The following is a 26,781-nucleotide window of genomic DNA, read 5'->3' on the forward strand; positions in this document are numbered from 1 at the left end:
TTCCTTTTGAGCAGGCCGGACCGAAAAACATCCTGAATGAAGAAACCTGCCAGATACCGCTATAGATGTGGACGATTCTGGAAGATTCAAGCGGGCTTCATTGACACAGATCAGTCAGATGGCAGCCCCTTCCAAGCCTTTGTGGGCGCGAGCCTGCTCGCGAAGAAGGCGGCTTGTCAGCCAATTAAAGGTTAGCTGACCCGTCGCCGTCGCGGGCAGGCTCGTCCCCACAAAGGGATCTGCTACAAGGAGGCAGCCGAAGGGGCTTTTTATTGGTCGAGCCAGACCAGGGAGGCGAAGCGGCCGGTACGCGGGTTGCGACGGTAGGAGAAAAAGCGAGGATCGGTCACGGTACACAGGCCGCCACCATAGACCGCCGTAACGCCGCGCGCCGCCAGCCGCAGGCGCGCCAACGCATAAATGTCGGCGAGGAACTTGCCGGCATTGTGGCTGGGGACGAAGGCTTGCGCCGTACTGGGCAGTTGCGCGGTGAACGCGTCACGCACTTCCGGCCCGACCTCGAAGGCTTGCGGGCCAATGGCCGGGCCGAGCCAGGCAAGGACCTGGTCGGCGGGCAGTTGAAGGCTGTCCAAGGTCGCTTCCAGCACGCCGTTCGCCAACCCACGCCAACCGGCATGGGCGGCCGCGACGCGGGTGCCGGCATGGTCGCAGAACAGCACGGGCAGGCAGTCTGCGGTCATCGCCGCACACGCGATACCGGGTGTCGCCGTCCAGCTGGCATCGGCGGTGGCCACTTGGCTGGGGTCAGCCTCGACCACGTCAATCCCATGGACCTGCCGTAGCCAGGCTGGACGGATGGCGAATCGATCGGTGAGACGGCGACGGTTTTCGGCCACGGCCGCAGGGTCGTCCTCCACATGATCGCCGAGGTTGAGGCTGTCGAACGGCGCCAGGCTGACGCCGCCCGCACGGGTGGTGACACAGGCCTTGACCCGGTCCGGCGCGGGCCAGTCGGGGATCAGCCAGTCACTCATCCGATGAACGCCTCGCGGTCCTGCTTGAGCAAGGTCAGCAGCCAGACGAAGTCATCCGGCAGCGGCGACTCCCAGCTCATGCGCTTGCCGGTGGTCGGATGGTCCAGCTCCAGGAAACGCGCATGCAGCGCCTGGCGCGGGAAGTTCTTCAGCGACTCGACCATCGTCACGCTGGCCGCCGGCGGAATGCGGAAACGTCCGCCATAGGCCGGGTCGCCCACCAACGGGAAGTTGATGTGGGCCATGTGCACGCGAATCTGGTGGGTACGGCCGGTTTCGAGCTTGACCCGCACGTGGGTATGGGAACGGAAACGCTCCAGCACGCGGTAATGGCTGACCGCCGGCTTGCCACCCTCCATCACCGCCATGCGCTGGCGCTGCTGGCCATGACGGCCGATCGGTGCGTTGATCTTGCCACCGGCGGTGACCACGCCGATAACGATGCACTCATAGATACGGCTGACACTGCGGCTTTGCAACTGTGCGACCAGCTGTGTCTGGGCCTGGATGGTCTTGGCCACGACCATCAGGCCGGTGGTGTCCTTGTCCAGGCGATGGACGATGCCGGCACGGGGCACGTTGATGATGTCCGGCACGTGGTGCAGCAAGGCGTTGAGCAGAGTGCCATCGGCATGCCCGGCCGCCGGGTGCACCACCAGGCCCGCAGGCTTGTTGATGACCAGGATCTCGTCGTCTTCATAGACGATGTCCAGGGCAATGTCCTGGGCGACCCATTCTCCCTGGGCCTCCTGCTCGGCAGTCAGTTCGAGGACGGCGCCACCATGGACGATGTCGCGCGGGCGAACGACCGCCCCATCCACGGTCAGGCGGCCGTCCTTGATCCAGGCGGAAAGGCGCGAGCGAGAGTGCTCGGCAAAGAGTTGGGCGGCGACTTGATCGAGGCGTTGGCCGCCCAATTCGGACGGCACCTCTGCGCGAAGTTCTATTTTATCGGACATGCTCGGACTGGGCGTCGGCACAGCCTTTGGTTTCGGCTGCGCGCTTGTGGTTAAATACGGCGTCTTTTGCCCCGAGGCTTTTCAACGGGGCGCTCATCATAACAGGACGGCCCCGCCCAAGACAGCGGCCGTCATAGGGACGCAAGCCGCCATGCAAGTGAAACACCTGCTGCTGATCGCCATCCTCGCATTGACTGCTGCTTGCTCGTCGAAGGAAGTCGTAGACGAAAACCTGAGCGAAGTCGAACTGTACCAACAGGCGCAGAACGACCTGGACAACAACAGCTACACCAGCGCCACAGCCAAGCTCAAGGCCCTGGAGTCGAGGTATCCGTTCGGTCGCTACGCCGACCAGGCCCAGCTGGAACTGATCTACGCCAACTACAAGAACGCCGAGCCGGAAGCGGCGAAGTCCGCCGCCGAGCGCTTCATTCGCCTACATCCGCAGCATCCGAACGTCGATTACGCCTATTACCTCAAGGGCCTGACCTCCTTCGACCAGGACGTCGGCCTGCTGGCGCGCTTCCTGCCGCTGGACATGACCAAGCGTGACCCGGGCGCGGCTCGCGACTCCTACAATGAGTTCGCCCAGCTGACCAGCCGCTTCCCCAACAGCCGTTATTCGCCGGACGCCAAGCAGCGCATGATCTACCTGCGCAACCTGCTGGCCTCCTACGAAATCCACGTGGCCGATTACTACCTGACCCGTCAGGCCTACGTCGCCGCCGCCAACCGTGGCCGCTACGTGGTGGAAAACTTCCAGGAAACCCCTTCGGTGGGCGACGGCCTGGCGGTGATGACCGAAGCGTACCAGCGCCTGCACCTGGACGACCTGGCTGCCACCAGCCTGGAAACCCTGAAGCTGAACTACCCGGACCACCCTTCCCTGGTGGATGGCCAGTTCACCCCGCGGGTCGGCGAAGTCGACAACCGTTCGTGGCTGAGCAAGGCCACCCTGGGCCTGATCGAGTCCCGTCCACCGCTGCCGCCGGGAGAAACCCGCGCCAACCAGGACGTACAGCGCCAGTTCCAGGACGCCAAGGAAGCCATTCCGAACGAGCTCAAGCCTAAGGACGAGAATGGCGACGTGATCGAGGAAGAAACCCCCGAAAACGAATCCAGCGACCGCTCCTGGTTCAGCTACATGACCTTCGGCCTGTTCGACTAAGGCCACGCTGCCAGGCAAACAGGGAGACCCGACGGTCTCCCTTTTTTGTGCCTGGAATCCACAGACCTGTGCGCCGCTCCCGTGCCCGGCTAAACTGCCTGATCTCTAGCCAAAAAGCCGCCCATCATGCTTCGTCTACTATTCTGGATCGCCCTGATTGCCGCCGCGGTATGGTTCTGGCGCAAGCTCAAGGCCGCCTCTGCCACGCCGAACGCTCCCCGGGAGCCGGATGCGCCGCCGATGGTCCGTTGCGCCCAGTGCGGCGTGCACCTGCCTCGCGACCGGGCACTGGTGCTCGAACAACAGTGGTATTGCAGCCAGGCTCACCTCGAGCAAGGCCCGGGCAGCCGTGAACGCTGAGGCCGCCAGCCCGCGCGTCAAGCAGGCGCAGCGCCTGCTGCGTCTGTATCACCTGTACCGCCTGAGTATCGGCATCACCCTAGTGCTGCTGATCTCCAGCAACATGGACAACCGTTTGCTGGAGTCCGCCAACGACGACTTGCTGCGCAGCGGCAGCTGGTTGTACCTGGTCTTGAACATCCTGCTGGTGGTGTTCCTGGAAAACACCCGCCGCCCGGCCCGCTTGTTCGGCCTGGCCCTGGCCGACGTGCTGTTGCTCTCCTGGCTGTTTTTCGTCGCCGGGGGCGCCCCCAGCGCCATTGGTAACCTGCTCATCGTCTCCGTGGCCATCGGCAACACGCTGTTGCGAGGCCGTATCGGCCTGTTGATCGCCGCCGTCGCCACCCTCGGCATCGTCGGCTCGAGTTTCTTCCTCGGGCTGAGCGACGCAAGCCGGCCCAGCAACTACCTGCAGGCCGGCACCCTGGGCGCGCTGTGCTTTGCCGCCGCGCTATTGGTCCAAGGCCTGACCCGACGCCTGGAGGCCAGCGAAACCCTGGCCGAGCAACGGGCCAGTGAAGTGGTCGGCCTGGAGGCGCTCAACGCCCTGATCCTGCAACGCATGCGCACCGGCATCCTGGTGCTCGACCGCCAACGCCGGGTGCAACTGGCCAACGAAAGCGCGCTGAACCTGCTGGGCATGCACGACCTGGTCGGCCAGCCGATCGACGACTGCTCCAACGCCCTGGTCGAACGCCTGCAACGCTGGCTGAACAACCCCAGCCTGCGGCCACAGAGCCTGACCGTCCCTGGCACCGGCCTGACGCTGCAGCCGAGCTTCATCGCCCTGGGGCATCACGAACAGCATCAGATCCTGGTGTTTCTCGAAGACCTGGCCCAGGTGTCCCAACAGGCCCAACAACTTAAACTCGCCTCCCTCGGGCGCCTCACCGCCGGCATCGCCCATGAAATCCGCAACCCCTTGGGCGCGATCAGCCATGCCGCGCAATTGCTGCGCGAGTCCGAGGAACTGAACAGCGCCGATCGGCGTCTGACGCAGATTATTCAAGACCACTCGCAACGAATGAACCGCGTCATCGAAAACGTCCTGCAGCTGTCACGCCGCCAGCCACCCACGCCCCAACGCCTCGACCTGCGGACCTGGCTGCAGCAATTCGTCCAGCAAGCCCACGAAAGCGCGACCGAGCACCAGCATTTGCACCTGAGCATCGATCCAGGCGACTACATTACCCTCATGGACCCCGACCAGTTGACCCAGGTGCTCGACAACCTGCTGCGCAACGCCTGGCGCCACAGCGCGATGATCAACGAGCAGGCCGAAGCCTGGTTGAAGCTGTCCGTCGACCCACAGAGCCAGCTATCCACGCTGGACATCATCGACAACGGGCCCGGCGTGACACCCGACCAGCAGGCGCATCTGTTCGAACCCTTTTTCACCACCAGCAGCCAGGGCACCGGCCTTGGCCTCTATCTGTCCCGTGAGCTGTGCGAAAGCAACCAGGCCCGCCTAGACTTCAAACCACGCCAAGGCGGCGGTTGCTTTCGCATCACCTTTGCTCACGGACGGAAACAGATTTGAATACACGCTCACGGCAACGAATCCTGATCGTCGACGACGAACCGGACATCCGCGAACTCCTGGACATCACCCTGGGCCGGATGAAACTCGACACCCGCAGCGCCAAGAACCTTGCCGAGGCCCAAGCCCTGTTGGCGGACGAGGCCTTCGACCTGTGCCTGACCGACATGCGCCTGCCCGATGGCACCGGCCTGGAACTGGTGCAACACATCCAGCAACGCTACATCCAACTGCCCGTGGCGATGATCACCGCCTACGGCAGCCTGGAAACCGCCATCGACGCCCTCAAGGCCGGGGCCTTCGACTTCCTGACCAAGCCGGTCGACCTGACCCGGTTGCGTGAACTGGTCGCCAGCGCCCTGCGCCTGCCACCGGTTGCCGCCCCCGGCACAACCATCGAGCGCTGCCTGCTGGGCGAATCACCGCCCATGCGCAACGTGCGCAAACAGATCGAAAAACTCGCCCGCAGCCAGGCGCCGGTGTACATCAGCGGCGAGTCGGGCTGTGGCAAGGAGTTGGTGGCCCGGCTGATCCACGAACAAGGTCCCCGTTCCAATCTCGGCTTTGTGCCGGTCAACTGTGGAGCAATTCCCACGGAGCTGATGGAAAGCGAGTTTTTCGGCCACCGCAAAGGCAGTTTCAGCGGCGCCATCGAAGACAAACCCGGGCTGTTCCAGGCCGCCCATGGCGGCACGCTGTTCCTCGACGAGGTGGCTGACCTGCCGCTGGCCATGCAAGTCAAACTGCTGCGGGCCATCCAGGAAAAAGCCGTGCGCGCCGTCGGCGGCCAACAGGAAGAAGTGGTGGACGTACGCATCCTTTGCGCCACCCACAAGGACCTGGACGCCGAAGTCGCCGCCGGGCGTTTTCGCCAGGACCTGTACTATCGGCTGAACGTCATCGAACTGCGCGTCCCGCCCCTGCGCGAACGCCGCGAAGACATCGAGCCCCTGGCCAACCACATGCTCCAACGCCTGTCGGCCAACACCGCCAGCCCTGCCGTCAAACTCCACCCCCAGGCCCTGGAGGCCCTTCGCAACTACCGTTTCCCAGGAAACGTGCGGGAGCTGGAGAACATGCTCGAACGGGCCTACACCCTTTGCGAGCACCAACAGATCGAAGCCGACGACCTGCGCCTGGCCGACAGCAATAACGCCACCGACGCCACCAGCGCTGACCTGGTGCAGGTCGACAACCTGGAAGACTACCTGGAAGACGTCGAACGCAAACTCATCCTCCAGGCCCTGGAAGAAACCCGCTGGAACCGCACGGCGGCGGCCCAGCGGTTGAAACTGTCGTTTCGTTCGATGCGGTATCGGTTGAAGAAGCTGGGGCTGGATTGAGGGAAGCCGCCTCCAATGGCTGGGCTCTCCCCTCCTGTGGCGAGGGGATTTATCCCCAGCGGGGCTGCGTAGCAGCCCCAAGACAGTCAATACAAATCTACCTGATACACGCCGCGACGCGATTGGAGGTGGCAGCTGTACGCGGGTTCGCGCACCGAGACCTTGGTACCCGGCATACCCGAAGGTATCCCACGCACAGCCAGCCATGACAGTGAATAAATATTGGATGTGCCGACGCCTTCGCGAGCAAGCCCGCTCCCACAGGGAGACCGAGGCCAGCCGCAAGAACAGGCCGGCTGTAAGGCCGCCTCACTTTTGCTTTTGCTTTTGATCTTCGGGCCCCGTTAACCACGACGGCCGAACGCAGGCATTGCGTAGTGGGCACCCCGGCATGGATGCCGGGGTAGCCGCGCTGGGCCATGGATGGCCCTTCGCGGTGGGCCCACGGAGCAATGCCGGAGTGAGGGTATGCCGAGCCCAGGCGAGGCACCGAGTGGTGGGGCCAAGCCTTTTTTGCTTACTTTTTTTGGCGTCTGAAAAAAAGTAAGCCGCCGTCAGGGCGGAACCCTAAGCCGCCGTTACCGCAGCAACGGATATGTGCTCGACCCAAGACCGCCATCGCGAGCAGTCTCGCTCCCACAATTAACCCTACATCCGCCCCGCCGGCGCGTACGGCGCAGGGTCGATCACCGGCTCGCGCCCCAGCATCACATCCGCAAACAACCGACACGACGCCGGCGCCAACACCAACCCATTGCGATAATGCCCACAGTTCAACCACAACCCCGCAAACCCCGGCACTTCACCGATATAGGGAATCCCCTCCGGCGACGCCGGTCGCAACCCTGCCCAATGTCCGACCACCTCGGCATCGGCCAGCGCCGGAATCAGCTGCTGCGCCGAAGCCTTCAGGCTCTCCAGCGCCACATCGGTCGGGGTCTTGTCGAAGCCTTCGCGCTCCAGTGTGCTGCCCACCAGGATGTGCCCGTCGCGACGGGGTATCGCGTAACGGCCCTTGGCCAGGACCATGCTCGACAGGAAATCCGCAGCGCACTTGTACAGGATCATCTGGCCCTTGACCGGCTCGACTGGCAACTTCAGCCCCAGCGTGCCGAGCAACTCGCCACTCCAGGCACCCGCGGCCAGCACCACCTGGTCGCCCTGGATAGGCCCCGCGGAACTGTTCACCCCCACGACACGCTCACCCTCGCGAATGAAGCCGCTGACTTCACAATGCTCATGCAGCGTGACACCGGGCATCGCCAGCAAGGCGGCCTTGAGGGACTTCACCAACCGGGGATTGCGCACGTTGGCGACGTCGGCCATGTAGATCGCCCGGGAAAACCCTGCACCCAGCACCGGCACCGCATCCTGCACGGCACCGATATCCACCGCCCGCAATGGGCGCCCTTCCCGATCCGCCCAGGCCAGCGCTTCGTCCTGGTCATCCAGGTCCAGCCAATACAAGCCGGTGACATGCACTTGCGGATCGACGCCGGTGGACGCGAACAGACGCTGCCCCAGTTGTGGATAAAAATCCTGCGACCAATGGGCCAGGGCGGTGACCGCCGGGCTATAGCGCCAGGGGTATAGCGGCGAAACGATACCGCCACCGGCCCAGGAGGCTTCCTGGCCAACACCACTGCGGTCAAGCAGCACCACGCGCTGCCCTTCGCACGCCAGATTGAACGCCGTCAGCAGGCCGATGACGCCCCCGCCGACAATCACCACTTGCTGTTGCATGGTCATGTTCTGATTCGACTCATAAGACAGAGGGCGCAAGACCGCGCCCGAAACAAGGAAAACCTAACGCCCCCAGCAATCCTTGGTGGTCACCCCGCTGGCGGCGTTGAGCATACTCCGTACGCCCGTGTTGTTGAGGGTGAAATCGCCGCACTTGTCCGTCGCCATGGAGGAGCCGCTTTTGCGCACGGCCGTCAGGGTGAAGCTCTGGTCCGCCAGCGTCTGGGTAATGGTGTAGAAATCGTTACCGCTGCTCAGGCCGGTCGCGTTGGTGTAGACGTTGTTCTTCGAGTAGTAGCGCTCGAGAATCTGTGCCTGCTCCGACAACAACCCGGCGATTTCGGTACGCCGCCCCTTCTTCATGTACTCGGTCAGGCTCGGATAGCCGATGGTGACCACGATACCGATGATCGCGATCACGATCATGATTTCGATCAAGGTGAAACCCCGGTTGGAACTGCGCATGCCCTTGCCTCTCACTGTATTTGCCGCCACATGATGCGACGGCTGCCGCCGACGGTCTTTTCCAGCAGGTTGGTGATACCACCGCTGGAGTCATTCACAACCATGTTGGTGGCCCCGCTGGCGCTGACGACGGCGCTCAAGGTCGGGATGCCACCGGTGAAAACGACGCCGGCGGAAATCGTATCGAGGTTGCTGAGGGCGCCGTCATTGTTGGTATCGAGCACCGCATAGTTGAGCATCTTACCGTTGAACGCACTCAACTCGATCAGTTTGCCGGTCCCGAAGCTCGCGCAGGGGTCGGTGGTGTCCACGGCGGCCGTGGTGAAGACCACGCGCCCGAGCACCAGGTTGGCCGAGTTGATCACCCGCTCCCCGGTCAAGACGTTGTTGTACACCAGGGGCAAGTACCAACCCTTTTTCGAGGGGTAGGCCACATCGTTCTGGCTGGTGGTCACGAACTGCCCCGTACTGCCGGAAAACACCCCGGTGATGGCCTGGGCCTGCAGGTTCGAGACGGTGATCTGCCCCCCTCCGCCGACAGCATCCCAGATCGAGTAGAAGCCCTGTAGATCCTTGTTGAGCTTGTCTGCCGTCTCATTGAACTTGCCGGTGCCGAAGAACACCTGGGTCCCGCCTTGGGGGTTGTCCGCCAGCAACGGCTGCACGGTGATGGGCTGGGTAGCGCCCCCCGGTGCGGTGAACAAGGGTTGGCCGGCAAACGCCAGGCCCCAGGCCGTCGGGGAGGTGGCGCTGAGGTCGAATTTCCACATCCGCCCCTTCAGGTCACCACCGTAGGCAGCCTGCACGACGTTCTGGGAGTTGACCCGAAGCTTGACCGACGACAAGCCGTTGTCGGTCTCGCTGCTGTTGATGACGATCTTCCTGATCAGCGAGCCGTCGCGGATATCCACCACATACAGCGCCGCCACGCCGCTGTTGCTGCCATAACCGTTGGAAATGAACGCGGCCCAGCGCCCGTCCGCCAGGCGCGCCACTTCGGGACGGGCATAGGCGTAGCCCAGGTCATTGAAGACGTTGGCCGTGCTGGCCACGGCCGGCGCACTGATTTCCCACAAGGCCCGATACACGTTACCCGCCGCCGCGTCGAACAATTGAACCGCATAGAACGTCCTGCCACCCGCCCCGGTACCGCCCAGGGCGACGGTCTTCCAGGCGGTTCCCGACTGCGTATCGAACACGCCAATCTGCCCGTCCACCAGGAAGTCGTGGCTGACACCGTTGATGTAGTTGGGGTCCGCGATGCCCTGCAACGACGGCAGCACACTCGACGGCATGTACGCATAGCGCCGCGTGCCGTTGGCACTGTTGATGACGCTGAAGAAACCGTCGTTGGCGTTCACCACCAGGCTGCTGCTCATGTTGGTCGCCTTGGTCGCCAGGTAAGTGCTGTAGCTGGTGTCGTTCAGCAGGTCCGCGGCGGTCTGGTCATTGGGCGAGGCCAGCACCAGCGGCGAGTTGATGATGTCCCCCAGCAACACGCTGCGCACCTTGAGCCCGGTCTTGTTGACGCCCTTGCTCCACTCCACCAGATCATTGCCGGTGATGCCCGTGGGCAGGTTCTGGTTGAGGCTGGTTTGCTGGGCCGGTGAAAAGTTGGCGTAGGAAAGGGTCACGGGCGCATTGGTCGCGGTGTTCCAGGATTGATAGGTCGGGGCCGTGGCACCGGGCACGATGGCGGTGTCGGTGGTCCACTGCACCGCCGCCGAATCGACCGTGCCCGCCGACGTGAAGCCGAATGCGCGGATGGTGCCGCGCCAATCCTTGGGGTCGTAGGTGGTCTGGTAGAAGCTGGAGGTGCTGGACAACGAGGCGCCGTTGGTGGCGCCACCGCCGCCCGAACCGGCCTTGGAGGTAATGTCGCTCAAGGCCGAGGACAGCGCCGAGCTCAGGCCTTCGCTATCGGTCGCCTGGTAGTACTTGCCAGCGCCATAGCGGGCGGCATCCGACAGCATCGGGTTGGCCGCGGTGAAACCGACCGTGTAGGTGTTGAGGTATTGCCGGGGGAAGTCGGCGGCATTCCAGCTCTTGCCGGTGGCGTCGGTGCCGGTGGAGCGCATGTCGATGTCGAAGGCGAACTTGGCAATGTCATCCAGGTACAGGGTGTCGCCTTCGCCATCGCCGTTGGGGTTGTCGCCGTCGTTGGTGCTGATCCCGTCCCAGTTCGGCAGCCGGGGACCACCCGTAGCCGTAGCCTGCGGGTCATTGGTGGGGAACGTCCGGTCATAGGTGGGCAAGCCGTCGGTGATCACCACGCCGAAGTTCTTCTGGCACCGATACTGGATCGGGCTGGTGTAGGTGGTCGGCGTGCTGTTGTGGTACGGCGCCATGCCCCTGAAATAGCGGGTGATCTCGTAGTAGCTCTCGGCCAACGGTGTATTTGCCACCGCGCCCAGGGCGTTGATGGCGCTGGTCAGCGCGGTGTAGTTGGTATTGGCCTGGGCCTGGGTGACACTGCCGCTGACCGGCGATAGGTCGCTGACCGCCCGGGCGATATAGCCGCCGGGACCGGAGTTGGTGCTGTTGGGCGGGTTGAAGGTGGCCAGGCCGATGCGCAGGGCGCGGTTGCTGGCCACCAGGTCGGTGGAGACGTTCCGGGCCACGTTGATGCGGTAGTCAATGGGGATGGTGCCGGTGGTGAAATCACGGTTCGAGCCGTTGGCGAGGGTCAGCAGGTAGGACAGGTATTTGGTGGTGTAGCGGGTATCGCCCCCACCCACCGGGTCCGGCAACCGCAGGCAGACCCGGCTGAGGATGTTGCGGTAGAAACCGACCCAGCCGCTCGAGCAACCACCGCGCAACAAGCTCGACAGCAAGACATTCCCGTCATCGGGGTCCAGTTGCTGGCCGCCGAAGCAACTGCTGCTCGAGTTGCAGTTGTAGATAAGCGGCCGTGAAACCTCCGGATCGAACCCCGACGCCCAGATGATGCTGTTCATGCTCCCCGAATCGTCGATCAGCAGCATCACGTTCGGCGTCACCGCCCCCGCACTCAACAGTGGCGAATCCGACGGCGTGAAAGCGTAGGCCGGGGCCGCCAGGTAAAGGCCGAGCAGCGCGCCCCACAAGGCCTGCCGCCAGCCGCGACGCCCCTCAGTATTTCGCATAGATGCTCTCCACCACGCTGCGCTGGTTGTTCCCCACCACCGCCACTGCCGTGATCCGATACAGCGTCGCCGAAGTATTGCTGGGTACGTTGACCGCCGTGAGCGTGGTGCCGATGTTCTGTACGCCATAGAAGCCTGCGCCGGCGGCGACCCAGGTCACCCCCGAGGTGGAATTGCGCCCGGCGGCCGTCACAGTTGCCGACTCGGCCGGTGGCGCACATTGGGTCGCGGTGGTACACACTGCCAGCGAATAAGTGTCGACCTGCACCGCGCTCTCGCCCATCCGCAGCGCCGCCTCGGCGATCTGGAACGACTGGTTGCGCAGCATGACGCTGCTGGTCATTTTTTCCTGGAGCGTGGCGCTCTGCATGGACGACAGCCCGATCAGGGTCAACAGCAGCAGAAACACCAGGCTGACCAGCAAAGCCATGCCACGTTGTCGATGTTTGATTGGAATCGATTTCATGGGCTTGCCCTTTACAACAGCCGGTTGCGCAAGGCGGCAACCACGTTGAAGGTTTGCTCGCGCACCGCGTTTCGCGGATCGAAAAGCGTCAGGCTCAGGCGCACGCTGCGGATCAGTGCCGGGTCGGCCGGGTTGCTGCTGTAGCTGGACGCCGCGATGTCCGAGGCACTGCCGGCCACGCCGAAGGTCACGCTGAACGTGCGCACGTTATCCACCAGCACCGCCATGGGCGGGTTGGCAGGACCGCCGGCTGTCTGGACGCCCATCAGCAGCTGGTTGTTGCTGTAGCTGTAGATCAATCGCCTGATCGGAAACGCGATTTGCCCGGCCGCAGGCGCCCGCACGCCCGTGTAGGCGGTGGCCGAGGTGCGACAGTCGGAAACCACGGTCCAGGTGGGCGCCCCGCCGCCACTGCCCACGTCCGCCGTCACCAGGGTCAACTTCAGGTTGGCGTTGTCCCAGCGGATCGGCGTGATCTGGCTGGCGTTGAAATCCCCGGCGGCGGACGCGTCGGTGATGCTCCCCAGGCAACCGAACATCCCCACCATGCGCAGCTCCTGGACCATTTTGCTCAAGGCGAACCGCGCATCCTCCTGAATCACCGCCGCCGCCCCCTGGCTGACGTAGGTGTTCTTCGCGGCGATGAAAATCTGCACGACCCCCAGCACGACGATCAGGCTGAGCACCAGCGCGATCATCAGCTCGATCAGGCCGAAACCCCGGCTGCGCCCGTTCATGGCGTCGGCGTCGCGATCGGGTCGACGGCGACACGGCTGGTCAGCACGAAGCTGCGCCGCGCGTCGGCCGCGTTGGTGGTGTTGGCGGCCCTCGCATCGTCCCAGGAAATGGTGATGGTGTAGACGCGCTGGTTCAGGGCGACGGTGCCGGTGGCCGTGGCGCCGCCGAAGGCGATGATGTTGGTCTTGAAGTCGTAGAGGTCCTGGTCCCGCGCCACATTGAGGTTTGGCGCGCTGGGCGGCGTGACGGTGTAGTCCGCGCCGGAGTTGGCGCGTATGCGGTCCAGCAGGTCATAGGCGATGAAACTGGCCTGGCTGGTCATGCGCGAGCTGTCGGTGTACTTGAGGGCGTTGAGCTGGATCATCGCGGCGCCCAACAAGCCCACGCCGAGAATCAACACCGCCACCAGCACCTCGATCAGGGTCATGCCCTCCTGCGCGCGTCTACTGCAATCCTTCATCCGCAACTTCCACCCAATACGATTCTTCCGTTGAGGCAAACATTCAGCGTCCTGCTCTGTGTTCCCCGCACATAATTGAAACCCACCGGCGTGGCCGGTGCCGATAATCCGCCCAGGTTGTTGAAATCAATCGCGGTCACGTCTGAGGTTAGCGTCAGAGTCGCGCCACCGCCCATCGCTGGAACAACCCGCAATACATTGGCCGGCGTGCCCGTACTGTCATACACCGTCAGTTCGCCGCTCCAGGCGCTGCCCAGCACCGTGGGGCGAATCCTGATGGTGGTACCCCGGTCGATGGCCTCCATCCGGGCGAAGTTCAACGCCCGACGCAGGTCGCCGATCTCGGTATCGGCCCGGGTGCCCTGCATTGAACTGGTGAAGGCCGGCACCGCCAGGGTGATGAGGATCAGCATGACGCCAAGGGTTACCAGCACCTCGATCAGCGTGAAACCTTTTGTACGAAGATCCATCGATGCCCTCTGCCGCCGTCGGCTATACCTGCTTTTACAAAGCTAGAACAAACAGCCGCAGCATGCGTAACGCTGATCAACTGTGGCGAGGGGATTTATCCCCGTTGGGCTGCGAAGCAGCCCCAATGAAGCTGATCACCGTTGCGACCTGATGCACGGCTGCGTTTGGTTTGGGGCTGCTACGCAGCCCAACGGGGATAAATCCCCTCGCCACAACTCACCAGCCTCAGAACCGTTTTCACGCACTCCAGGGAGGAGGCAACATGCACCAACAGGGGTTCAGCCTGATCGAGCTGCTCATGGGACTGGCAATTGCCGCGATTGTTCTGCCGTGGGCCAGTTCCGGCTACAAAGCGCTCATCGAATCCATCGAACGCAAGGACGCCGCCCGGTTACTGGCCAGTGGCTTGCGCACTGCGCGAAGCGAAGCCATCACCCGTAACCGGACGGTGGCGATCAGAGGGATAGACAATGACTGGAGCAAAGGGTGGCAAATCATTCTGGACGGCGATGACCAGGCGCTGCTGACACAGCGCAGCAACGGGGCTCGCATCATGGGTAACTGGGCGATGAAAGGGTCGGTCAGGTTCGCCTTCCATGGCCAGGCGGTATGGCCCAGCGGGGCCTTTCATTCGGGAACGCTATACGTCTGTGGCAAACACGACTCGATCAGCCACCATCAAGTGGTGCTCGCGCCCTCAGGGCGCGTGAGCCTGCGCAGCGAGGTCGCCGAGCAGGCCGTGTGCGAAAAGCGCTTAAAGCAGCGAGCGGACGCGTAGTTCCTTGGGCATGGAGAACGTGATGTTTTCCTCGCGGCCGGCCAGTTCATCGGCACCTGTAGCGCCCCAGGCCTGCAACTGCTGGATCACCCCACGCACCAGCACCTCGGGAGCCGACGCACCGGCGGTGATACCGATGCGCTCGACACCGTCGAACCAACTGCGCTGCAGGTCCTCGGCACCGTCGATCAGGTAGGCCGGCGTGGACATGCGCTCGGCCAGCTCGCGCAAGCGGTTGGAGTTGGAGCTGTTCGGACTGCCGACGACCAACACCACGTCGCACTCGTTGGCCAATTGCTTGACCGCGTCCTGGCGATTCTGGGTGGCGTAGCAGATGTCATCCTTGCGCGGCCCGCCGATGGCCGGGAAACGCGAGCGCAGGGCGTCGATCACGCGGCTGGTATCGTCCATGGACAGCGTGGTCTGGGTGACGAAGGCCAGGCTCTCGGGGTTGCGGACCTGCAGGGCAGCCACGTCGTCCTCGTCCTCGACCAGGTAGATCGCGCCGCCATTGCTGGCATCGTACTGACCCATGGTGCCTTCGACTTCCGGGTGGCCCTCGTGGCCGATCAGGATGCATTCGCGACCGTCACGGCTGTAGCGCGCCACTTCGATGTGCACCTTGGTCACCAACGGGCACGTCGCGTCGAACACCTTCAGGCCACGGCCGGCGGCTTCGGTGCGTACGGCCTGGGAAACCCCGTGGGCACTGAAGATCACGATGACGTCGTCCGGCACCTGGTCCAGTTCCTCGACGAAGATGGCCCCGCGGCTGCGCAGGTCTTCGACGACGAATTTGTTGTGGACCACTTCGTGGCGCACATAGATCGGCGGACCGAAAACTTCCAGGGCGCGGTTGACGATTTCGATCGCCCGGTCCACACCGGCGCAGAAGCCACGGGGGTTGGCGAGTTTGATTTGCATGCTGTGCCTCGTGTCTTGCGCGCAAGAAATTGAATGCTTGCCTGTTAATCGAGCAAAAGGCCCGAGAACAAGGAGATCCCCTGTGGGAGCGAGCTTGCTCGCGATGGCGGCGAGTCTGTCACCCCTGTATTGAAAGTGACTCCGTCATCGCGAGCAAGCTCGCTCCCACAGTGAATCGGGTGGCAGCAGGAACTGCCCTGTTAAATCCTAAACCGCCTTGACCTCAAGAATTTCCACTTCGAAATTCAAGGTCTTGCCCGCCAGGGGATGGTTGAAATCCACGGTCACCTGGGCGTCGTCGAAAGCCTTCACCACGCCCGGCAGTTCGGTGTTGGCCGCGTCATTGAAGATCACCAGCAGCCCCTCGGACAGCTCCATGTCCTGAAACTGGGAGCGTGGCATGGTCTGCACGTTCTGTGGGTTGGGCTGACCAAAGGCGTTTTCCGGGGCAACGACCACGGTGCGCTTGTCGCCGGCCTTGAAACCGAAGATCGCCGCCTCGAAGCCTGGCAACAGGTTGCCATCACCGACCTTGAACACCGCCGGGGCCTTGTCGAAAGTGCTGTCGACGGTGTCGCCGTTTTCCAGGTGCAGGGCAAAGTGCAGCTTCACTTCGGTGTTTTGAGCGATACGCTGCTCAGTCATGGACGGCTTCTCCGGTTTTCTTGCTCTTGAACATGTCCAGGGCGAGCATGATCGCGCCCACGGTGATGGCGCTGTCGGCAAAGTTGAACGCCGGGAAATACCAGCGGTTCTGCCAATGCACCAGGATGAAATCGATCACGTGGCCCAGGGCGATGCGGTCATAGAGATTGCCCAGGGCGCCGCCGAGAACCAGTGCCAGCGCCACCGCCAGCCAGGTTTCATCGCGGCCCAGGCGCTTGAGCCAGACCACCAGCACCGCGCTGACCACGATGGCAATCAAAGCGAACAGCCAGCGCTGCCAGCCCGAACTGTCGGCCAGGAAGCTGAACGCCGCCCCCGTGTTGTAGGCCAGCGTCCAGCTGAAGTAGCCGGGAATGACCACGATCTGCTGGTACATGGTCAACGAGCTTTCAAAGTAGAACTTGCTGGCCTGGTCGATGACCAGCACCAGCACGCTCAACCAGAGCCAGCCCAGCCGTCCGAAACGGCCCGCTGCGTTAGGCATAGTGGCGAACCTCACCGGTGCCGCTGATGTTGTCGACACAACGACCGCAGATTTCCGGATGCTCCGGGTTCACGCCGACGTCTTCGCGGCAGTGCCAGCAACGGGCGCACTTGACGAAGCTCGACTTGACCACCTTGAGCTTCAGGCCCGCCACTTCGGTGACCACGGCATCGGCCGGGGCCTGTACCAATGGGGCGACGCTGGCGGTGGAGGTGATCAGCACGAAGCGCAGTTCGTTGCCCAACTTGGCCAGGTCGGTCCCCAGGGACTCCTCGGCATAGAGGGTCACTTCGGCTTGCAGGTTGCCACCGACGGCCTTGGCCGCACGCTGGATTTCCATTTCCTTGTTGACCGCCGCCTTGACCGCCATGACGCGATCCCAATAGGCACGGTCCAGCTCGAAGCCTTGCGGCAGCTCGGTCAGGCCTTCGTACCAGGTGTTGAGCATCACCGATTCGTTACGCTCGCCCGGCAGGTATTGCCACAGCTCGTCGGCGGTAAACGCCAGGATCGGCGCGATCCAGCGCACCAGCGCCTCGCTGATGTGGAACAGCGCGGTCTGGCACGAGCGACGCGCCTTGCTGTTGGCGCCGGTGGTGTACTGGCGGTCCTTGATGATGTCGAGGTAGAAACCGCCCAGCTCCTGCACGCAGAAGTTGTGGATCTTCGAGTAGACGTTCCAGAAGCGGTATTCGCCGTAGTGCTCCTGCAATTCGCGCTGCAGCAGCAGGGTACGGTCCACGGCCCAACGGTCCAGGGCCAGCATGTCTTCGGCCGGCAGCAGGTCGGTGGCCGGGTTGAAGCCGGTCAGGTTCGACAGCAGGAAGCGCGCAGTATTACGGATGCGCCGGTAGGCGTCCGCACTGCGCTGCAGGATCTGGTCGGACACCGCCATCTCGCCGGAATAGTCGGTGGAGGCCACCCACAGGCGCATGATGTCGGCGCCCAGGGTGTCGTTGACCTTCTGCGGCGCGATCACGTTGCCCAGGGACTTGGACATCTTGCGGCCGGCTTCGTCGACGGTGAAACCGTGGGTCAGCAACTCGCGATACGGCGCGTGGTTGTCGATGGCGCAACCGGTCAGCAAGGACGAGTGGAACCAGCCGCGATGCTGGTCCGAGCCTTCCAGGTAGAGGTCGGCACGCGGGCCGCTCTCATGGCCCATCGGGTGCGAACCGCGCAGCACGTGCCAGTGGGTGGTGCCGGAGTCGAACCAGACGTCCAGGGTGTCGCTGATCTTGTCGTACAGCGGCGCTTCGTCGCCCAGCAGCTCGGCGGCGTCCATCTTGAACCAGGCTTCGATGCCTTCGACTTCGACGCGCTTGGCCACCTCTTCCATCAGTTCGACGGTGCGCGGGTGCAGCTCACCGCTTTCCTTGTTCAGGAAGAACGGGATCGGCACGCCCCAGTTGCGCTGGCGGGAGATGCACCAGTCCGGACGGTTGGCGATCATCGAGTGCAGGCGCGCCTGGCCCCAGGCCGGGACGAACTTAGTGTCTTCGATGGCCTTGAGCGAGCGCTGGCGCAGTGTGTCGCCGCTGGCCGGGTGTTTGTCCATGCCGATGAACCACTGCGCGGTGGCGCGGTAGATCAGCGGGGTCTTGTGGCGCCAGCAGTGCATGTAGCTGTGCTCGATGACGGTGGTGTGCAGCAGCGCACCGACTTCGGTCAGCTTGTCGACGATGGCTGGGTTGGCTTTCCAGATGAACTGGCCGCCAAAGAACGCCAGCGACGGCGCGTACACGCCATTGCTCTGGACCGGATTGAGGATGTCGTCGTTGACCATGCCGTACTTCTTGCAGGTCACGAAGTCATCCACGCCATAGGCCGGCGCGGAGTGAACCACACCGGTGCCGGCGCCCAGTTCCACGTAGTCGGCCAGGTACACCGGCGACAGGCGATCATAGAACGGGTGACGGAAGTTGATCAGTTCCAGCGCCGAACCCGGGGCGGTGGCCAGCACCGAGCCTTCGAGGCCGTAGCGGCCCAGGCAGGACTCGACCAGTTCCTCGGCCAGCACCAGCAGCTTGTCGCCGACGTCCACCAGCGCGTAGTTGAATTCCGGATGGACGTTCAGCGCCTGGTTGGCCGGGATGGTCCACGGGGTGGTGGTCCAGATCACGATCGCGGCCGGCTTGGCCAACTGGCCCAGGCCGAACGCGGCGGCCAGCTTGTCTTCATCGGCGATCGGGAACGCCACGTCGATGGTCGACGACTTCTTGTTCTCGTACTCGACTTCCGCCTCGGCCAGGGCCGAACCGCAATCGAAGCACCAGTTCACCGGCTTGAGGCCCTTGAACACGAAACCGCCCTCGACGATTTTCGCCAAGGCACGGATTTCACCGGCTTCGTTTTTGAAGTCCATGGTCTTGTACGGATTGGCGAAGTCGCCCAGCACGCCGAGGCGGATGAATTCCGACTTCTGCCCTTCGATCTGCTCGGTAGCGTAGGCACGGCACAGCTCGCGGGTCTTGTCGGCGCCCAGGTTCTTGCCGTGGGTCACTTCCACCTTGTGTTCGATCGGCAGGCCGTGGCAATCCCAGCCCGGGACATACGGTGCGTCAAAACCCGACAGGGTCTTGGAGCGCACGATCATGTCCTTGAGAATCTTGTTCAGTGCGTGACCGATATGGATCGTGCCGTTGGCATACGGAGGGCCGTCGTGCAGGACGAACTTCGGACGATCCTTGCCAATTTCGCGCAACTTTCCGTACAGGCCAATGCTGTCCCAACGCTGCAGAATCTGTGGTTCGCGCTGAGGCAGGCCGGCCTTCATAGGGAAGGCGGTGTCCGGAAGGTTTAGCGTGGCTTTATAGTCGGTCATTTAAGGCTCTTCATTAGCGATTGGCGCTGGTTGCGACAAGGGCACGGGCGGCGGCGATATCTGCATGGATCGCCGTCTTGAGCGCCTCCAGGGAGGCAAAACGCTGCTCTTCACGCAGCTTCTGGTGGAAAACCACCGTCAAACGCCGGTCATACAGATCGCCGGCAAAATCCAGAACATGTACTTCGAGGTGGGCTTTGCCATCCCCCTGGACCGTGGGCCGTACGCCGATATTGGCGACACCGGGCCAGGCCTTGCCGTCGATCTCGACGCTGACCAGGAACACCCCGGTCAGCGGCACGCGACGGCGCTTGAGTTGCACGTTGGCCGTCGGCGTGCCCAATTGACGCGCCAGTTTCTGCCCATGCAGGATCCGCCCGGCAATCCGGTACGGACGGCCGAGCAAGCGCTCGGCCAGTTCGAAGTCGGCAGCGGCCAGGGCATTGCGGACCTGGGTACTGCTCACGCGCAAGCCGTCCAGTTCGACGGTCTGCGCGGCTTCGACGGTAAAACCATGGACGCTGCCGGACTGTTGCAGGTATTCGAAATCCCCGGAACGGTCGCAGCCGAAGCGGAAATCATCACCCACTTCCAGGTGTTTCACGTCGAGACCGTCCACCAGGATGGTCTCGACGAACTCGGCGGCACTGAGCTTGCTCAGGCGTTGGTTGAAGGCCAGGCACAAGACCCGGTCGACGCCTTCGCTGGCAAGCAGTTGCAACTTGTCCCGCAGCCGGGCCAGACGGGCCGGCGCGGTGTCCGGGGCAAAAAACTCCCGCGGCTGCGGCTCGAAGATGACCACGCAGCTGGGCACGCCCAATTCCAGCGCACGCTCACGCAGCCGCGCCAGGATAGCCTGGTGGCCACGGTGGACACCGTCAAAGTTGCCAATAGTGGCGACACAGCCCCGATGCTGGGGGCGCAGGTTGTGGAGGCCTCGAACCAGCTGCATAACGCGCTTCTTGCTCATAAAGTGGCCGATTATAACCACACCCGGCGGCCGACGACAGGCAACACCGTAACCCAAAGTGCTCGAACCGACAAAACCACTGCCCGGTCCGGGTTGATCGAGGCCCCGCCCTCAGCCCAAGGCCTTGCGATTGAAGTCCCGCAGGCGGAATCCCATCAGCAGCAACATGCCGAAATACGCCACCACGCCCGCGACAACCAGCACGCCCAGGCGCAGGAAACGTTCGAGCATCTGCCCTTCGCTCCAGGCCGGCATGAAGTGCAGCGCCCCCAGCAGGACCGCCGACATCACCGCCACGGCGACCAGCAACTTGAGGCCAAACCGGCCCCAGCCCGGCTGGGGCTGATACATCTTCTGCTTGCGCAACTGATAGAACAGCAGCCCGGCATTGAGACAGGCACCGGCACTGATCGCCAAGGCCAGCCCGGCGTGGGCCAGTGGACCGATGAGCAGGAGGTTGAACAACTGCGTCATCACCAGGGTGAACACGGCGATCTTTACCGGCGTGCGAATGTTCTGCTGAGCGTAGAACCCCGGCGCCAGCACCTTGATCACGATGATCCCGAGCAGGCCCACCGAATAGGCGATCAGCGCCCGCTGGGTCATGACGGCGTCGAAGGCATTGAACTGGCCGTACTGGAACAACGAAACCGTCAACGGCTCGGCGAGGATACCCAGCGCCAGGGCACAAGGCAGCACCAGCACGAAGCACAGCCGCAGGCCCCAATCGAGGATGCGCGAATACTCCTGGCGGTCCTGGTTGGCGTAGGTCTTGGCGAGGGTCGGCAGCAGGATGGTGCCCAAGGCCACGCCCAACACACCGGACGGCAGCTCCATCAGACGGTCGGCGTAGTACATCCAGGACACGGAACCAGCCACTAGGAACGAGGCGAAAATCGTGTTGATGATCAGGGAAATCTGACTCACCGACACGCCGAGGATTGCCGGCAGCATCTGTTTCATCACCCGCCACACGCCGCTGTCACGCAGGTTCAGCCGGGGCAGCACCAACATGCCGATCTTTTTCAGGTGAGGCAGTTGGTACAGCAACTGCGCCAGGCCGCCCACCAGCACCGCCCAACCGAGGGCCATCACCGGCGGGTCGAAATACGGTGTCAGGAACAGCGCGAACACGATCATGCTGACGTTGAGCAAGGTCGGCACGAAGGCCGGGACGGAAAAACGGTTCCAGGTATTGAGGATCGCGCCGGCCAGGGACGACAGGGAAATCAGCAATATATAAGGGAAGGTCACCCGCAACAGGTCGGAGGTGAGCTGGAATTTCTCCGGGGTGTCGGTAAACCCCGGCGCCGTGGCCCAGATGACCCAGGGGGCGGCGAGCATGCCGGCGGCGGTGACCAGCGCCAGCACCAAGGTCAGCAGGCCAGTGACATAGGCAATGAATGTGCGGGTCGCTTCGTCGCCTTTCTGGCTCTTGTATTCCGCCAGGATCGGCACGAACGCCTGGGAGAACGCGCCCTCGGCGAAGATCCGCCGCAGCAGGTTGGGCAGCTTGAAGGCGATGAAAAAGGCGTCGGTGGCCATTCCGGCCCCGAAAATGCGCGCGATCAGCGTATCGCGAACAAACCCCAGGACACGGGAAAGCATCGTGATAGAGCTGACGGCAGCCAACGATTTGAGCAGATTCATGAAAAGAGTTTTTGCCTGTCGATAAACAGCAGGCGAACAACGCGCCCACTTGTGCGATACTCCGCGCCGCTAAACAGCACAGCGCCAAAGCCCGCGAGTTTACAGGTCGCACGCCGGAAAGAAATCACCCGGTGCGTAGCACCTGCCATTCAGCGGAACGTGTCACCCGCCCTTGACAAGACCTCAACTCATCGGCATGATTCGCGGCCTATTTTGTTTGCTATTTCCTAAAAAGTCTTTCGAGGAGCTCGACGGTGGCCAACTCACCTTCCGCCAAAAAACGTGCAAAACAGGCTGAGAAGCGTCGCAGCCACAACGCCAGCCTGCGTTCCATGGTCCGTACCTACATCAAGAATGTAGTTAAGGCCATCGACGCAAAAGACGCTGAAAAAGCTCAAGCTGCTTACGTTCTGGCTGTGCCAGTTATCGACCGCATGGCCGATAAAGGCATCATCCACAAGAACAAGGCTGCTCGCCATAAGAGCCGCCTGAATGGCCACGTAAAGGCCCTGAACGTTGCCGCTGCTGCCTAAGCGACGCGCTCATTAAAAAACCGACCTCAGGGTCGGTTTTTTATTGCCTGCAACTCTTCATTCAGAACATTGTGGGAGCGAGCTTGCTCGCGATGGCGGAGCATCAGACAAATCGTTGTTACTGACGCACCGCCATCGCGAGCAAGCTCGCTCCCACAGGGCTATGTGTCGATTATTGAGTACGAGCCCACGGCAGGATCGGGATCGCCGTCACCGCGTTCTGCGGGCTGCCCTCTATCACGCGATCGCTGTAGACCAGATACACCAGCGTGTTGCGCTTCTTGTCGAGGAAACGCACCACCTGCATGGTCTTGAACACCAGCGAAGTGCGCTCCCTGAACACCTCATCGCCGTCCTTGAGCTCGCCCTTGAAGCTGATCGGCCCCACCTGGCGACAAGCAATGGAGGCCTCGGCACGGTCTTCGGCCAGGCCCAGGCCACCTTTCACGCCACCAGTCTTGGCCCGCGACAGGTAGCAGGTCACGCCTTCGACCTTGGGGTCGTCGAACGCCTCGACCACGATCCGGTCGTTCGGCCCGACAAACTTGAACACGGTGGATACCTGGCCGATCTCCTCGGCCGAAGCCAACAGCGGCACCGCCAGCAGCAAGCCGATCAATCCTTTTGCCAAACCCATGATTTTTCCTTAGACGAGGATCAGGTTGTCACGGTGAACCAGCTCAGGCTCCGCCATGTACCCCAACAGACCAACGATTGCATCGGACGACTGGCCGATGATTTTCTGGGCTTCCAGCGCACTGTAGTTGGCCAGGCCACGGGCGATCTCGCGACCGTCCGGCGCCACGCACACGACCATTTCGCCACGCCGGAAACTGCCTTGGACCAGCTTCACACCCACTGGCAGCAAGCTTTTGTTGCCCTGGGACAGCGCCGCGACGGCGCCCGCGTCCAGCACCAGGGTGCCACGGGTCTGCAGGTGCCCGGCCAGCCACTGCTTGCGCGCCGCCAGCATGCCGCGCTCAGGGGAAAGCAAGGTGCCGATACGCTCGCCGGCTTTCAGGCGATCCAGCACCCGCTCCAGCCGCCCACCAACGATGATGGTATGAGCCCCCGAACGCGCCGCCAGCCGCGCGGCACGCAGCTTGGTCTGCATGCCACCACGCCCCAGCGCGCCCCCCGTACCACCCGCCACCGCATCCAGCGCCGGATCATCGGCCCGGGCTTCGTAGATCAGCTTGGCATCGGGATTGTTGCGCGGGTCGGCATCGAACATGCCGTCACGGTCGGTGAGGATCACCAGCAGGTCCGCCTCCACCAGGTTCGCCACCAACGCGGCCAAGGTGTCGTTGTCGCCGAAACGGATCTCGTCGGTGACCACTGTGTCGTTCTCGTTGATCACCGGGATGACCTTCAACTCCACCAGCGCGCGCAAGGTGCTGCGGGCATTGAGGTAGCGCTTGCGGTCCGACAGGTCGTCATGGGTCAGCAGGATCTGCGCCGTGTGGCGACCGTGCTCGGCAAAGCTCGACTCCCAAGCCTGCACCAGGCCCATCTGGCCGATGGCGGCAGCGGCTTGCAATTCGTGCATCGCACTGGGTCGCGACGTCCAGCCCAAACGGCTCATGCCGGCCGCCACGGCACCGGAAGAAACCAACACCAGTTCGACGCCAGCCTCATGCAGGGCCACCATCTGCTCGACCCACACCGCCATGGCCTGGCGATCCAGCCCCTTGCCATCCGCCGTCAGCAGTGCGCTGCCGATCTTCACGACCCAGCGCTGCGCACCCGTCACCTTGCTCCGCATCATCTTCAACCTTTGCCAGCGGACGGCGCGACCCAGCGCCGCCCATGGGATTATTCGTATTTGCGTTCTACAGATACCAAAACGCCGCTCGAATGAGCGGCGCCTAGGAAACCGGCTTGCCGGCGATGATAACACCGCACTGAAACACTTGAACCTGTGGGAGCGAGCAAGTTCGCTCCCACAGGACTCCTGCAGGCCCTGGTTTCAGTTGAGTGATATCAGCACAAGATCAGTCGCGAACGTAGATGATTTCCGGACCGTCTTCGTCATCCACATCTTCCTCATCCCAATCGTCGTCACCGATGTCATGGACCGACTTGACACCACTGCGACGCAGGGCACGCTGGTCATCCAGGGCCTGCAACTGGGCACGAGCTTCGTCTTCGATACGCTGGTCGAGCTCGGCCAGCTCTTCCTTGTAGGCTGGGTCGTTGGCCAGGCGATCGGCGCGATCTTCTAGGTAACGCATGATGTCGTGACACAGGCGCTCTGTGCCTTCTTTGGCAATGGCCGAGATCACGTAGACCGGACCTTCCCACTCCAGGCGCTCGACGATTTCCTTGACCCGCTCTTCATGCTCTTCCTCGAGGATCTGGTCGCACTTGTTCAGCACCAGCCAACGATCACGCTCAGCCAGGGCCGGACTGAACTTGGTCAGCTCACTGACAATGACTTCGGCCGCATCGGCGGCACTGGTTTCATCCAGCGGCGCCATGTCCACGAGGTGCAGCAGCAGACGGGTACGAGACAAGTGCTTAAGGAAGCGAATGCCCAGGCCAGCGCCATCGGAAGCCCCTTCGATCAGGCCCGGAATGTCCGCGACCACGAAGCTTTTCCAGCGATCGACGCTGACCACGCCCAGGTTCGGCACCAGAGTGGTGAACGGGTAGTCGGCGACTTTCGGCTTGGCTGCCGACACGGAGCGAATGAAGGTACTTTTGCCAGCGTTCGGCAGGCCCAGCAGGCCCACATCGGCCAACACCTTCATTTCCAGCTTCAGGTCACGCTGCTCGCCCGGCTTGCCTGGCGTGGTCTGGCGCGGCGCGCGGTTGGTACTGGATTTGAAACGCGTATTCCCAAGGCCGTGCCAGCCGCCATGAGCCACCAGCAGTCGCTGGCCCGGCTTGGTCAGGTCGCCGATCACTTCCTGAGTCGCGGAGTCGATCACCGTGGTGCCGACCGGAACGCGCAGGATCAGGTCTTCGCCCTTTTTGCCGGTGCAGTCGGTGCTGCCGCCGTTGGAGCCACGCTCGGCATCGAAGTGCCGGGTGTAGCGGTAGTCCACCAGGGTGTTGAGGTTTTCGTCGGCGAGCATGAAGATCGAGCCGCCGTCGCCGCCGTCACCACCGTTCGGGCCGCCGTTTTCAATGAATTTTTCCCGACGGAAACTCATGCAGCCATTGCCGCCGTCGCCGGCCTTTACTCGAATCGATACTTCATCAACAAACTTCATGACACACGCCTCTCGCCATACGGACGAGCCGAAAAAAACAAGACATAAGACTCTTGCAAAAATGCACGCTGCGACCCGATCAAGCGCCCGGTTGCGGCGCCACCAGCCCACACAAACAGCTTTGCAAGAGACTCACCCCACAAACGAAAAAGCCCCGTCGCAAGACAGGGCTTCTCCAGCGGTCTCGCAATTAAGCTGCGATAACGCTTACGTAACGACGACCGAAGGCGCCTTTTACTTCAAACTTGATCACGCCTTCGACTTTAGCGAAGAGGGTGTGATCTTTACCCATGCCCACGCCGTAGCCAGCGTGGAATTGGGTGCCGCGCTGACGCACGATGATGTTGCCTGCTTTGATAGCCTGGCCGCCATACATCTTCACGCCAAGGCGTTTGGCTTCTGAGTCGCGACCGTTACGGGTACTACCACCAGCTTTTTTGTGTGCCATGAGTTCAATTCTCCTAGTGAGGAATTAGGCTGAAATTAAGCCTGAATACCGGTGATTTTGATCTCGGTGTACCACTGGCGGTGGCCCATACGCTTCATGTGGTGCTTACGACGACGGAACTTGATGATGCGGACTTTATCGTGACGACCTTGGGAGATCACTTCAGCCACAACGGTCGCGCCAGCAACAACTGGAGCACCGATATTCACGTCATCGCCATTGGCGACCAACAGAACGCGATCAAAAGTCACGGATTCGCCGGTAGCGATTTCCAGTTTTTCGATCTTCAGGTATTCACCTGGGGCGACCTTGTATTGCTTGCCACCAGTAACGATTACTGCATACGACATGGTATTTCTCCGATAATCCTGCTCACCCAGCGCTTTATAAGAAGAGGTATTGGCTGGCATGGCT

The 26,781-nt window shown here is 62.6% G+C and carries 26 protein-coding genes; 6 read left to right on the forward strand and 20 right to left on the reverse strand.

All coding sequences use genetic code 11. The annotated features are described in order from the left end of the window. Nucleotides 1-269 precede the first annotated feature (269 nt). Nucleotides 270-995, reverse strand: coding sequence for a peptidoglycan editing factor PgeF (pgeF, locus tag V5F23_RS23800; RefSeq protein ID WP_047736280.1), 726 nt, complete (start codon nucleotides 993-995; stop codon nucleotides 270-272). After that, the gene (gene rluD, locus V5F23_RS23805) at nucleotides 992-1,954 is read right to left on the reverse strand and encodes a 23S rRNA pseudouridine(1911/1915/1917) synthase RluD (protein WP_042730708.1); all 963 of its coding nucleotides are present in this window, start codon (nucleotides 1,952-1,954) and stop codon (nucleotides 992-994) included. Before rluD ends, pgeF begins: the two co-directional genes overlap by 4 nt. Before the next feature lie 151 nt (nucleotides 1,955-2,105). On the opposite strand from rluD, the gene V5F23_RS23810 reads away from it, so the two are divergent. From V5F23_RS23810 to V5F23_RS23825, 4 genes are all read left to right on the forward strand, one after another. Further along, a complete protein-coding gene (locus V5F23_RS23810) occupies nucleotides 2,106-3,122 on the forward strand; it encodes an outer membrane protein assembly factor BamD (protein WP_042730707.1) in 1,017 nt (338 codons plus the stop codon). Nucleotides 3,123-3,248: 126 nt separating this feature from the next. After that, nucleotides 3,249-3,482: a PP0621 family protein gene (locus tag V5F23_RS23815; protein WP_042730706.1), complete on the forward strand. Its 234-nt coding sequence runs from the start codon at nucleotides 3,249-3,251 to the stop codon at nucleotides 3,480-3,482. Further along, a complete protein-coding gene (locus V5F23_RS23820; protein ID WP_047736281.1) occupies nucleotides 3,472-5,061 on the forward strand; it encodes an ATP-binding protein in 1,590 nt (529 codons plus the stop codon). Before V5F23_RS23815 ends, V5F23_RS23820 begins: the two co-directional genes overlap by 11 nt. Beyond that, the gene (locus V5F23_RS23825; protein ID WP_212803044.1) at nucleotides 5,058-6,404 is read left to right on the forward strand and encodes a sigma-54 dependent transcriptional regulator; all 1,347 of its coding nucleotides are present in this window, start codon (nucleotides 5,058-5,060) and stop codon (nucleotides 6,402-6,404) included. Before V5F23_RS23820 ends, V5F23_RS23825 begins: the two co-directional genes overlap by 4 nt. 648 nt (nucleotides 6,405-7,052) lie before the next feature. Here V5F23_RS23825 and thiO read toward each other — a convergent pair. The 7 genes from thiO to V5F23_RS23860 are packed head-to-tail and all read right to left on the reverse strand — an operon-like array spanning nucleotide 7,053 to nucleotide 13,871. Beyond that, nucleotides 7,053-8,153, reverse strand: a complete 1,101-nt coding sequence (gene thiO / locus V5F23_RS23830) for a glycine oxidase ThiO (RefSeq protein ID WP_338496779.1) — start codon at nucleotides 8,151-8,153, stop codon at nucleotides 7,053-7,055. Between the two features lie 57 nt (nucleotides 8,154-8,210). Next, nucleotides 8,211-8,612, reverse strand: coding sequence for a type IV pilin protein (locus V5F23_RS23835; RefSeq protein ID WP_042730702.1), 402 nt, complete (start codon nucleotides 8,610-8,612; stop codon nucleotides 8,211-8,213). A gap of 11 nt (nucleotides 8,613-8,623) precedes the next feature. Beyond that, nucleotides 8,624-11,737, reverse strand: coding sequence for a PilC/PilY family type IV pilus protein (locus V5F23_RS23840; RefSeq protein WP_042730701.1), 3,114 nt, complete (start codon nucleotides 11,735-11,737; stop codon nucleotides 8,624-8,626). After that, complete coding sequence (locus V5F23_RS23845; RefSeq protein WP_047736284.1) at nucleotides 11,724-12,203, reverse strand: PilX N-terminal domain-containing pilus assembly protein; 480 nt, start codon at nucleotides 12,201-12,203, stop codon at nucleotides 11,724-11,726. Before V5F23_RS23845 ends, V5F23_RS23840 begins: the two co-directional genes overlap by 14 nt. An 11-nt stretch (nucleotides 12,204-12,214) precedes the next feature. Continuing rightward, a complete protein-coding gene (locus tag V5F23_RS23850; protein WP_212803045.1) occupies nucleotides 12,215-12,940 on the reverse strand; it encodes a prepilin-type N-terminal cleavage/methylation domain-containing protein in 726 nt (241 codons plus the stop codon). After that, on the reverse strand, nucleotides 12,937-13,401 hold the full coding sequence (pilV, locus tag V5F23_RS23855; RefSeq protein ID WP_042732997.1) for a type IV pilus modification protein PilV: 465 nt from the start codon (nucleotides 13,399-13,401) through the stop codon (nucleotides 12,937-12,939). The genes V5F23_RS23850 and pilV overlap by 4 nt, the downstream gene beginning before the upstream one ends. Next, on the reverse strand, nucleotides 13,398-13,871 hold the full coding sequence (locus V5F23_RS23860) for a GspH/FimT family pseudopilin (protein WP_042732998.1): 474 nt from the start codon (nucleotides 13,869-13,871) through the stop codon (nucleotides 13,398-13,400). The genes pilV and V5F23_RS23860 overlap by 4 nt, the downstream gene beginning before the upstream one ends. A gap of 263 nt (nucleotides 13,872-14,134) precedes the next feature. Between V5F23_RS23860 and V5F23_RS23865 the strand changes: the two genes are divergently transcribed. Beyond that, complete coding sequence (locus V5F23_RS23865) at nucleotides 14,135-14,650, forward strand: GspH/FimT family pseudopilin (RefSeq protein ID WP_338496784.1); 516 nt, start codon at nucleotides 14,135-14,137, stop codon at nucleotides 14,648-14,650. On the opposite strand, the gene ispH is transcribed toward V5F23_RS23865, so the two are convergent. The 6 genes from ispH to murJ form a co-directional block, all read right to left on the reverse strand. Then, nucleotides 14,627-15,574 (reverse strand): 4-hydroxy-3-methylbut-2-enyl diphosphate reductase, encoded by a 948-nt coding sequence (gene ispH, locus V5F23_RS23870; RefSeq protein WP_047736289.1) that lies wholly within the window; start codon nucleotides 15,572-15,574, stop codon nucleotides 14,627-14,629. The genes V5F23_RS23865 and ispH overlap by 24 nt on opposite strands. 207 nt (nucleotides 15,575-15,781) lie before the next feature. Then, complete coding sequence (fkpB, locus tag V5F23_RS23875) at nucleotides 15,782-16,219, reverse strand: FKBP-type peptidyl-prolyl cis-trans isomerase (RefSeq protein ID WP_304555491.1); 438 nt, start codon at nucleotides 16,217-16,219, stop codon at nucleotides 15,782-15,784. Next, complete coding sequence (gene lspA / locus V5F23_RS23880; RefSeq protein WP_338496792.1) at nucleotides 16,212-16,724, reverse strand: signal peptidase II; 513 nt, start codon at nucleotides 16,722-16,724, stop codon at nucleotides 16,212-16,214. Before lspA ends, fkpB begins: the two co-directional genes overlap by 8 nt. After that, a complete protein-coding gene (gene ileS / locus V5F23_RS23885; protein WP_338496795.1) occupies nucleotides 16,717-19,548 on the reverse strand; it encodes an isoleucine--tRNA ligase in 2,832 nt (943 codons plus the stop codon). The genes lspA and ileS overlap by 8 nt, the downstream gene beginning before the upstream one ends. 13 nt (nucleotides 19,549-19,561) lie before the next feature. After that, complete coding sequence (gene ribF / locus V5F23_RS23890; protein WP_042730790.1) at nucleotides 19,562-20,500, reverse strand: bifunctional riboflavin kinase/FAD synthetase; 939 nt, start codon at nucleotides 20,498-20,500, stop codon at nucleotides 19,562-19,564. A gap of 129 nt (nucleotides 20,501-20,629) precedes the next feature. Further along, complete coding sequence (gene murJ / locus V5F23_RS23895; RefSeq protein ID WP_053144019.1) at nucleotides 20,630-22,168, reverse strand: murein biosynthesis integral membrane protein MurJ; 1,539 nt, start codon at nucleotides 22,166-22,168, stop codon at nucleotides 20,630-20,632. Between the two features lie 254 nt (nucleotides 22,169-22,422). On the opposite strand from murJ, the gene rpsT reads away from it, so the two are divergent. Next, entirely contained in the window at nucleotides 22,423-22,701 is a 279-nt protein-coding gene (gene rpsT / locus V5F23_RS23900; protein WP_020798646.1) for a 30S ribosomal protein S20, read from the forward strand. Between the two features lie 172 nt (nucleotides 22,702-22,873). Here rpsT and V5F23_RS23905 read toward each other — a convergent pair whose 3' ends face one another. The 5 genes from V5F23_RS23905 to rplU form a co-directional block, all read right to left on the reverse strand. After that, nucleotides 22,874-23,338 carry a CreA family protein gene (locus V5F23_RS23905; protein WP_042730792.1) on the reverse strand — a complete coding sequence of 155 codons (465 nt, stop codon included), beginning with the start codon at nucleotides 23,336-23,338 and terminating at the stop codon, nucleotides 22,874-22,876. A 9-nt stretch (nucleotides 23,339-23,347) separates the two neighbouring features. After that, nucleotides 23,348-24,466 carry a glutamate 5-kinase gene (proB, locus tag V5F23_RS23910; protein ID WP_003205734.1) on the reverse strand — a complete coding sequence of 373 codons (1,119 nt, stop codon included), beginning with the start codon at nucleotides 24,464-24,466 and terminating at the stop codon, nucleotides 23,348-23,350. 229 nt (nucleotides 24,467-24,695) lie between these two features. Continuing rightward, the gene (gene cgtA, locus V5F23_RS23915; protein WP_042730793.1) at nucleotides 24,696-25,919 is read right to left on the reverse strand and encodes an Obg family GTPase CgtA; all 1,224 of its coding nucleotides are present in this window, start codon (nucleotides 25,917-25,919) and stop codon (nucleotides 24,696-24,698) included. A gap of 190 nt (nucleotides 25,920-26,109) precedes the next feature. Continuing rightward, nucleotides 26,110-26,367: a 50S ribosomal protein L27 gene (gene rpmA, locus V5F23_RS23920; RefSeq protein ID WP_003205738.1), complete on the reverse strand. Its 258-nt coding sequence runs from the start codon at nucleotides 26,365-26,367 to the stop codon at nucleotides 26,110-26,112. A 35-nt stretch (nucleotides 26,368-26,402) separates the two neighbouring features. Beyond that, complete coding sequence (gene rplU / locus V5F23_RS23925) at nucleotides 26,403-26,717, reverse strand: 50S ribosomal protein L21 (RefSeq protein WP_003176051.1); 315 nt, start codon at nucleotides 26,715-26,717, stop codon at nucleotides 26,403-26,405. Between the last annotated feature and the right edge of the window lie 64 nt (nucleotides 26,718-26,781).

This window comes from Pseudomonas sp. WP18 (assembly GCF_036689585.1).
Classification (GTDB): Bacteria; Pseudomonadota; Gammaproteobacteria; order Pseudomonadales; family Pseudomonadaceae; genus Aquipseudomonas; species Aquipseudomonas chlororaphis_E.

Coding starts and splice junctions, on each gene's coding strand:
- pgeF (WP_047736280.1), bottom strand. CDS start 995: ATGAGTGACTGGCTGATCCCCGACTGGCCCGCGCCGGACCGGGTCAAG.
- rluD (WP_042730708.1), bottom strand. CDS start 1,954: ATGTCCGATAAAATAGAACTTCGCGCAGAGGTGCCGTCCGAATTGGGC.
- V5F23_RS23810 (WP_042730707.1), top strand. CDS start 2,106: ATGCAAGTGAAACACCTGCTGCTGATCGCCATCCTCGCATTGACTGCT.
- V5F23_RS23815 (WP_042730706.1), top strand. CDS start 3,249: ATGCTTCGTCTACTATTCTGGATCGCCCTGATTGCCGCCGCGGTATGG.
- thiO (WP_338496779.1), bottom strand. CDS start 8,153: ATGACCATGCAACAGCAAGTGGTGATTGTCGGCGGGGGCGTCATCGGC.
- V5F23_RS23835 (WP_042730702.1), bottom strand. CDS start 8,612: ATGCGCAGTTCCAACCGGGGTTTCACCTTGATCGAAATCATGATCGTG.
- V5F23_RS23840 (WP_042730701.1), bottom strand. CDS start 11,737: ATGCGAAATACTGAGGGGCGTCGCGGCTGGCGGCAGGCCTTGTGGGGC.
- V5F23_RS23845 (WP_047736284.1), bottom strand. CDS start 12,203: ATGAAATCGATTCCAATCAAACATCGACAACGTGGCATGGCTTTGCTG.
- V5F23_RS23850 (WP_212803045.1), bottom strand. CDS start 12,940: ATGAACGGGCGCAGCCGGGGTTTCGGCCTGATCGAGCTGATGATCGCG.
- pilV (WP_042732997.1), bottom strand. CDS start 13,401: ATGAAGGATTGCAGTAGACGCGCGCAGGAGGGCATGACCCTGATCGAG.
- V5F23_RS23860 (WP_042732998.1), bottom strand. CDS start 13,871: ATGGATCTTCGTACAAAAGGTTTCACGCTGATCGAGGTGCTGGTAACC.
- V5F23_RS23865 (WP_338496784.1), top strand. CDS start 14,135: ATGCACCAACAGGGGTTCAGCCTGATCGAGCTGCTCATGGGACTGGCA.
- ispH (WP_047736289.1), bottom strand. CDS start 15,574: ATGCAAATCAAACTCGCCAACCCCCGTGGCTTCTGCGCCGGTGTGGAC.
- fkpB (WP_304555491.1), bottom strand. CDS start 16,219: ATGACTGAGCAGCGTATCGCTCAAAACACCGAAGTGAAGCTGCACTTT.
- lspA (WP_338496792.1), bottom strand. CDS start 16,724: ATGCCTAACGCAGCGGGCCGTTTCGGACGGCTGGGCTGGCTCTGGTTG.
- ileS (WP_338496795.1), bottom strand. CDS start 19,548: ATGACCGACTATAAAGCCACGCTAAACCTTCCGGACACCGCCTTCCCT.
- ribF (WP_042730790.1), bottom strand. CDS start 20,500: ATGCAGCTGGTTCGAGGCCTCCACAACCTGCGCCCCCAGCATCGGGGC.
- murJ (WP_053144019.1), bottom strand. CDS start 22,168: ATGAATCTGCTCAAATCGTTGGCTGCCGTCAGCTCTATCACGATGCTT.
- V5F23_RS23905 (WP_042730792.1), bottom strand. CDS start 23,338: ATGGGTTTGGCAAAAGGATTGATCGGCTTGCTGCTGGCGGTGCCGCTG.
- proB (WP_003205734.1), bottom strand. CDS start 24,466: ATGCGGAGCAAGGTGACGGGTGCGCAGCGCTGGGTCGTGAAGATCGGC.
- cgtA (WP_042730793.1), bottom strand. CDS start 25,919: ATGAAGTTTGTTGATGAAGTATCGATTCGAGTAAAGGCCGGCGACGGC.
- rpmA (WP_003205738.1), bottom strand. CDS start 26,367: ATGGCACACAAAAAAGCTGGTGGTAGTACCCGTAACGGTCGCGACTCA.
- rplU (WP_003176051.1), bottom strand. CDS start 26,717: ATGTCGTATGCAGTAATCGTTACTGGTGGCAAGCAATACAAGGTCGCC.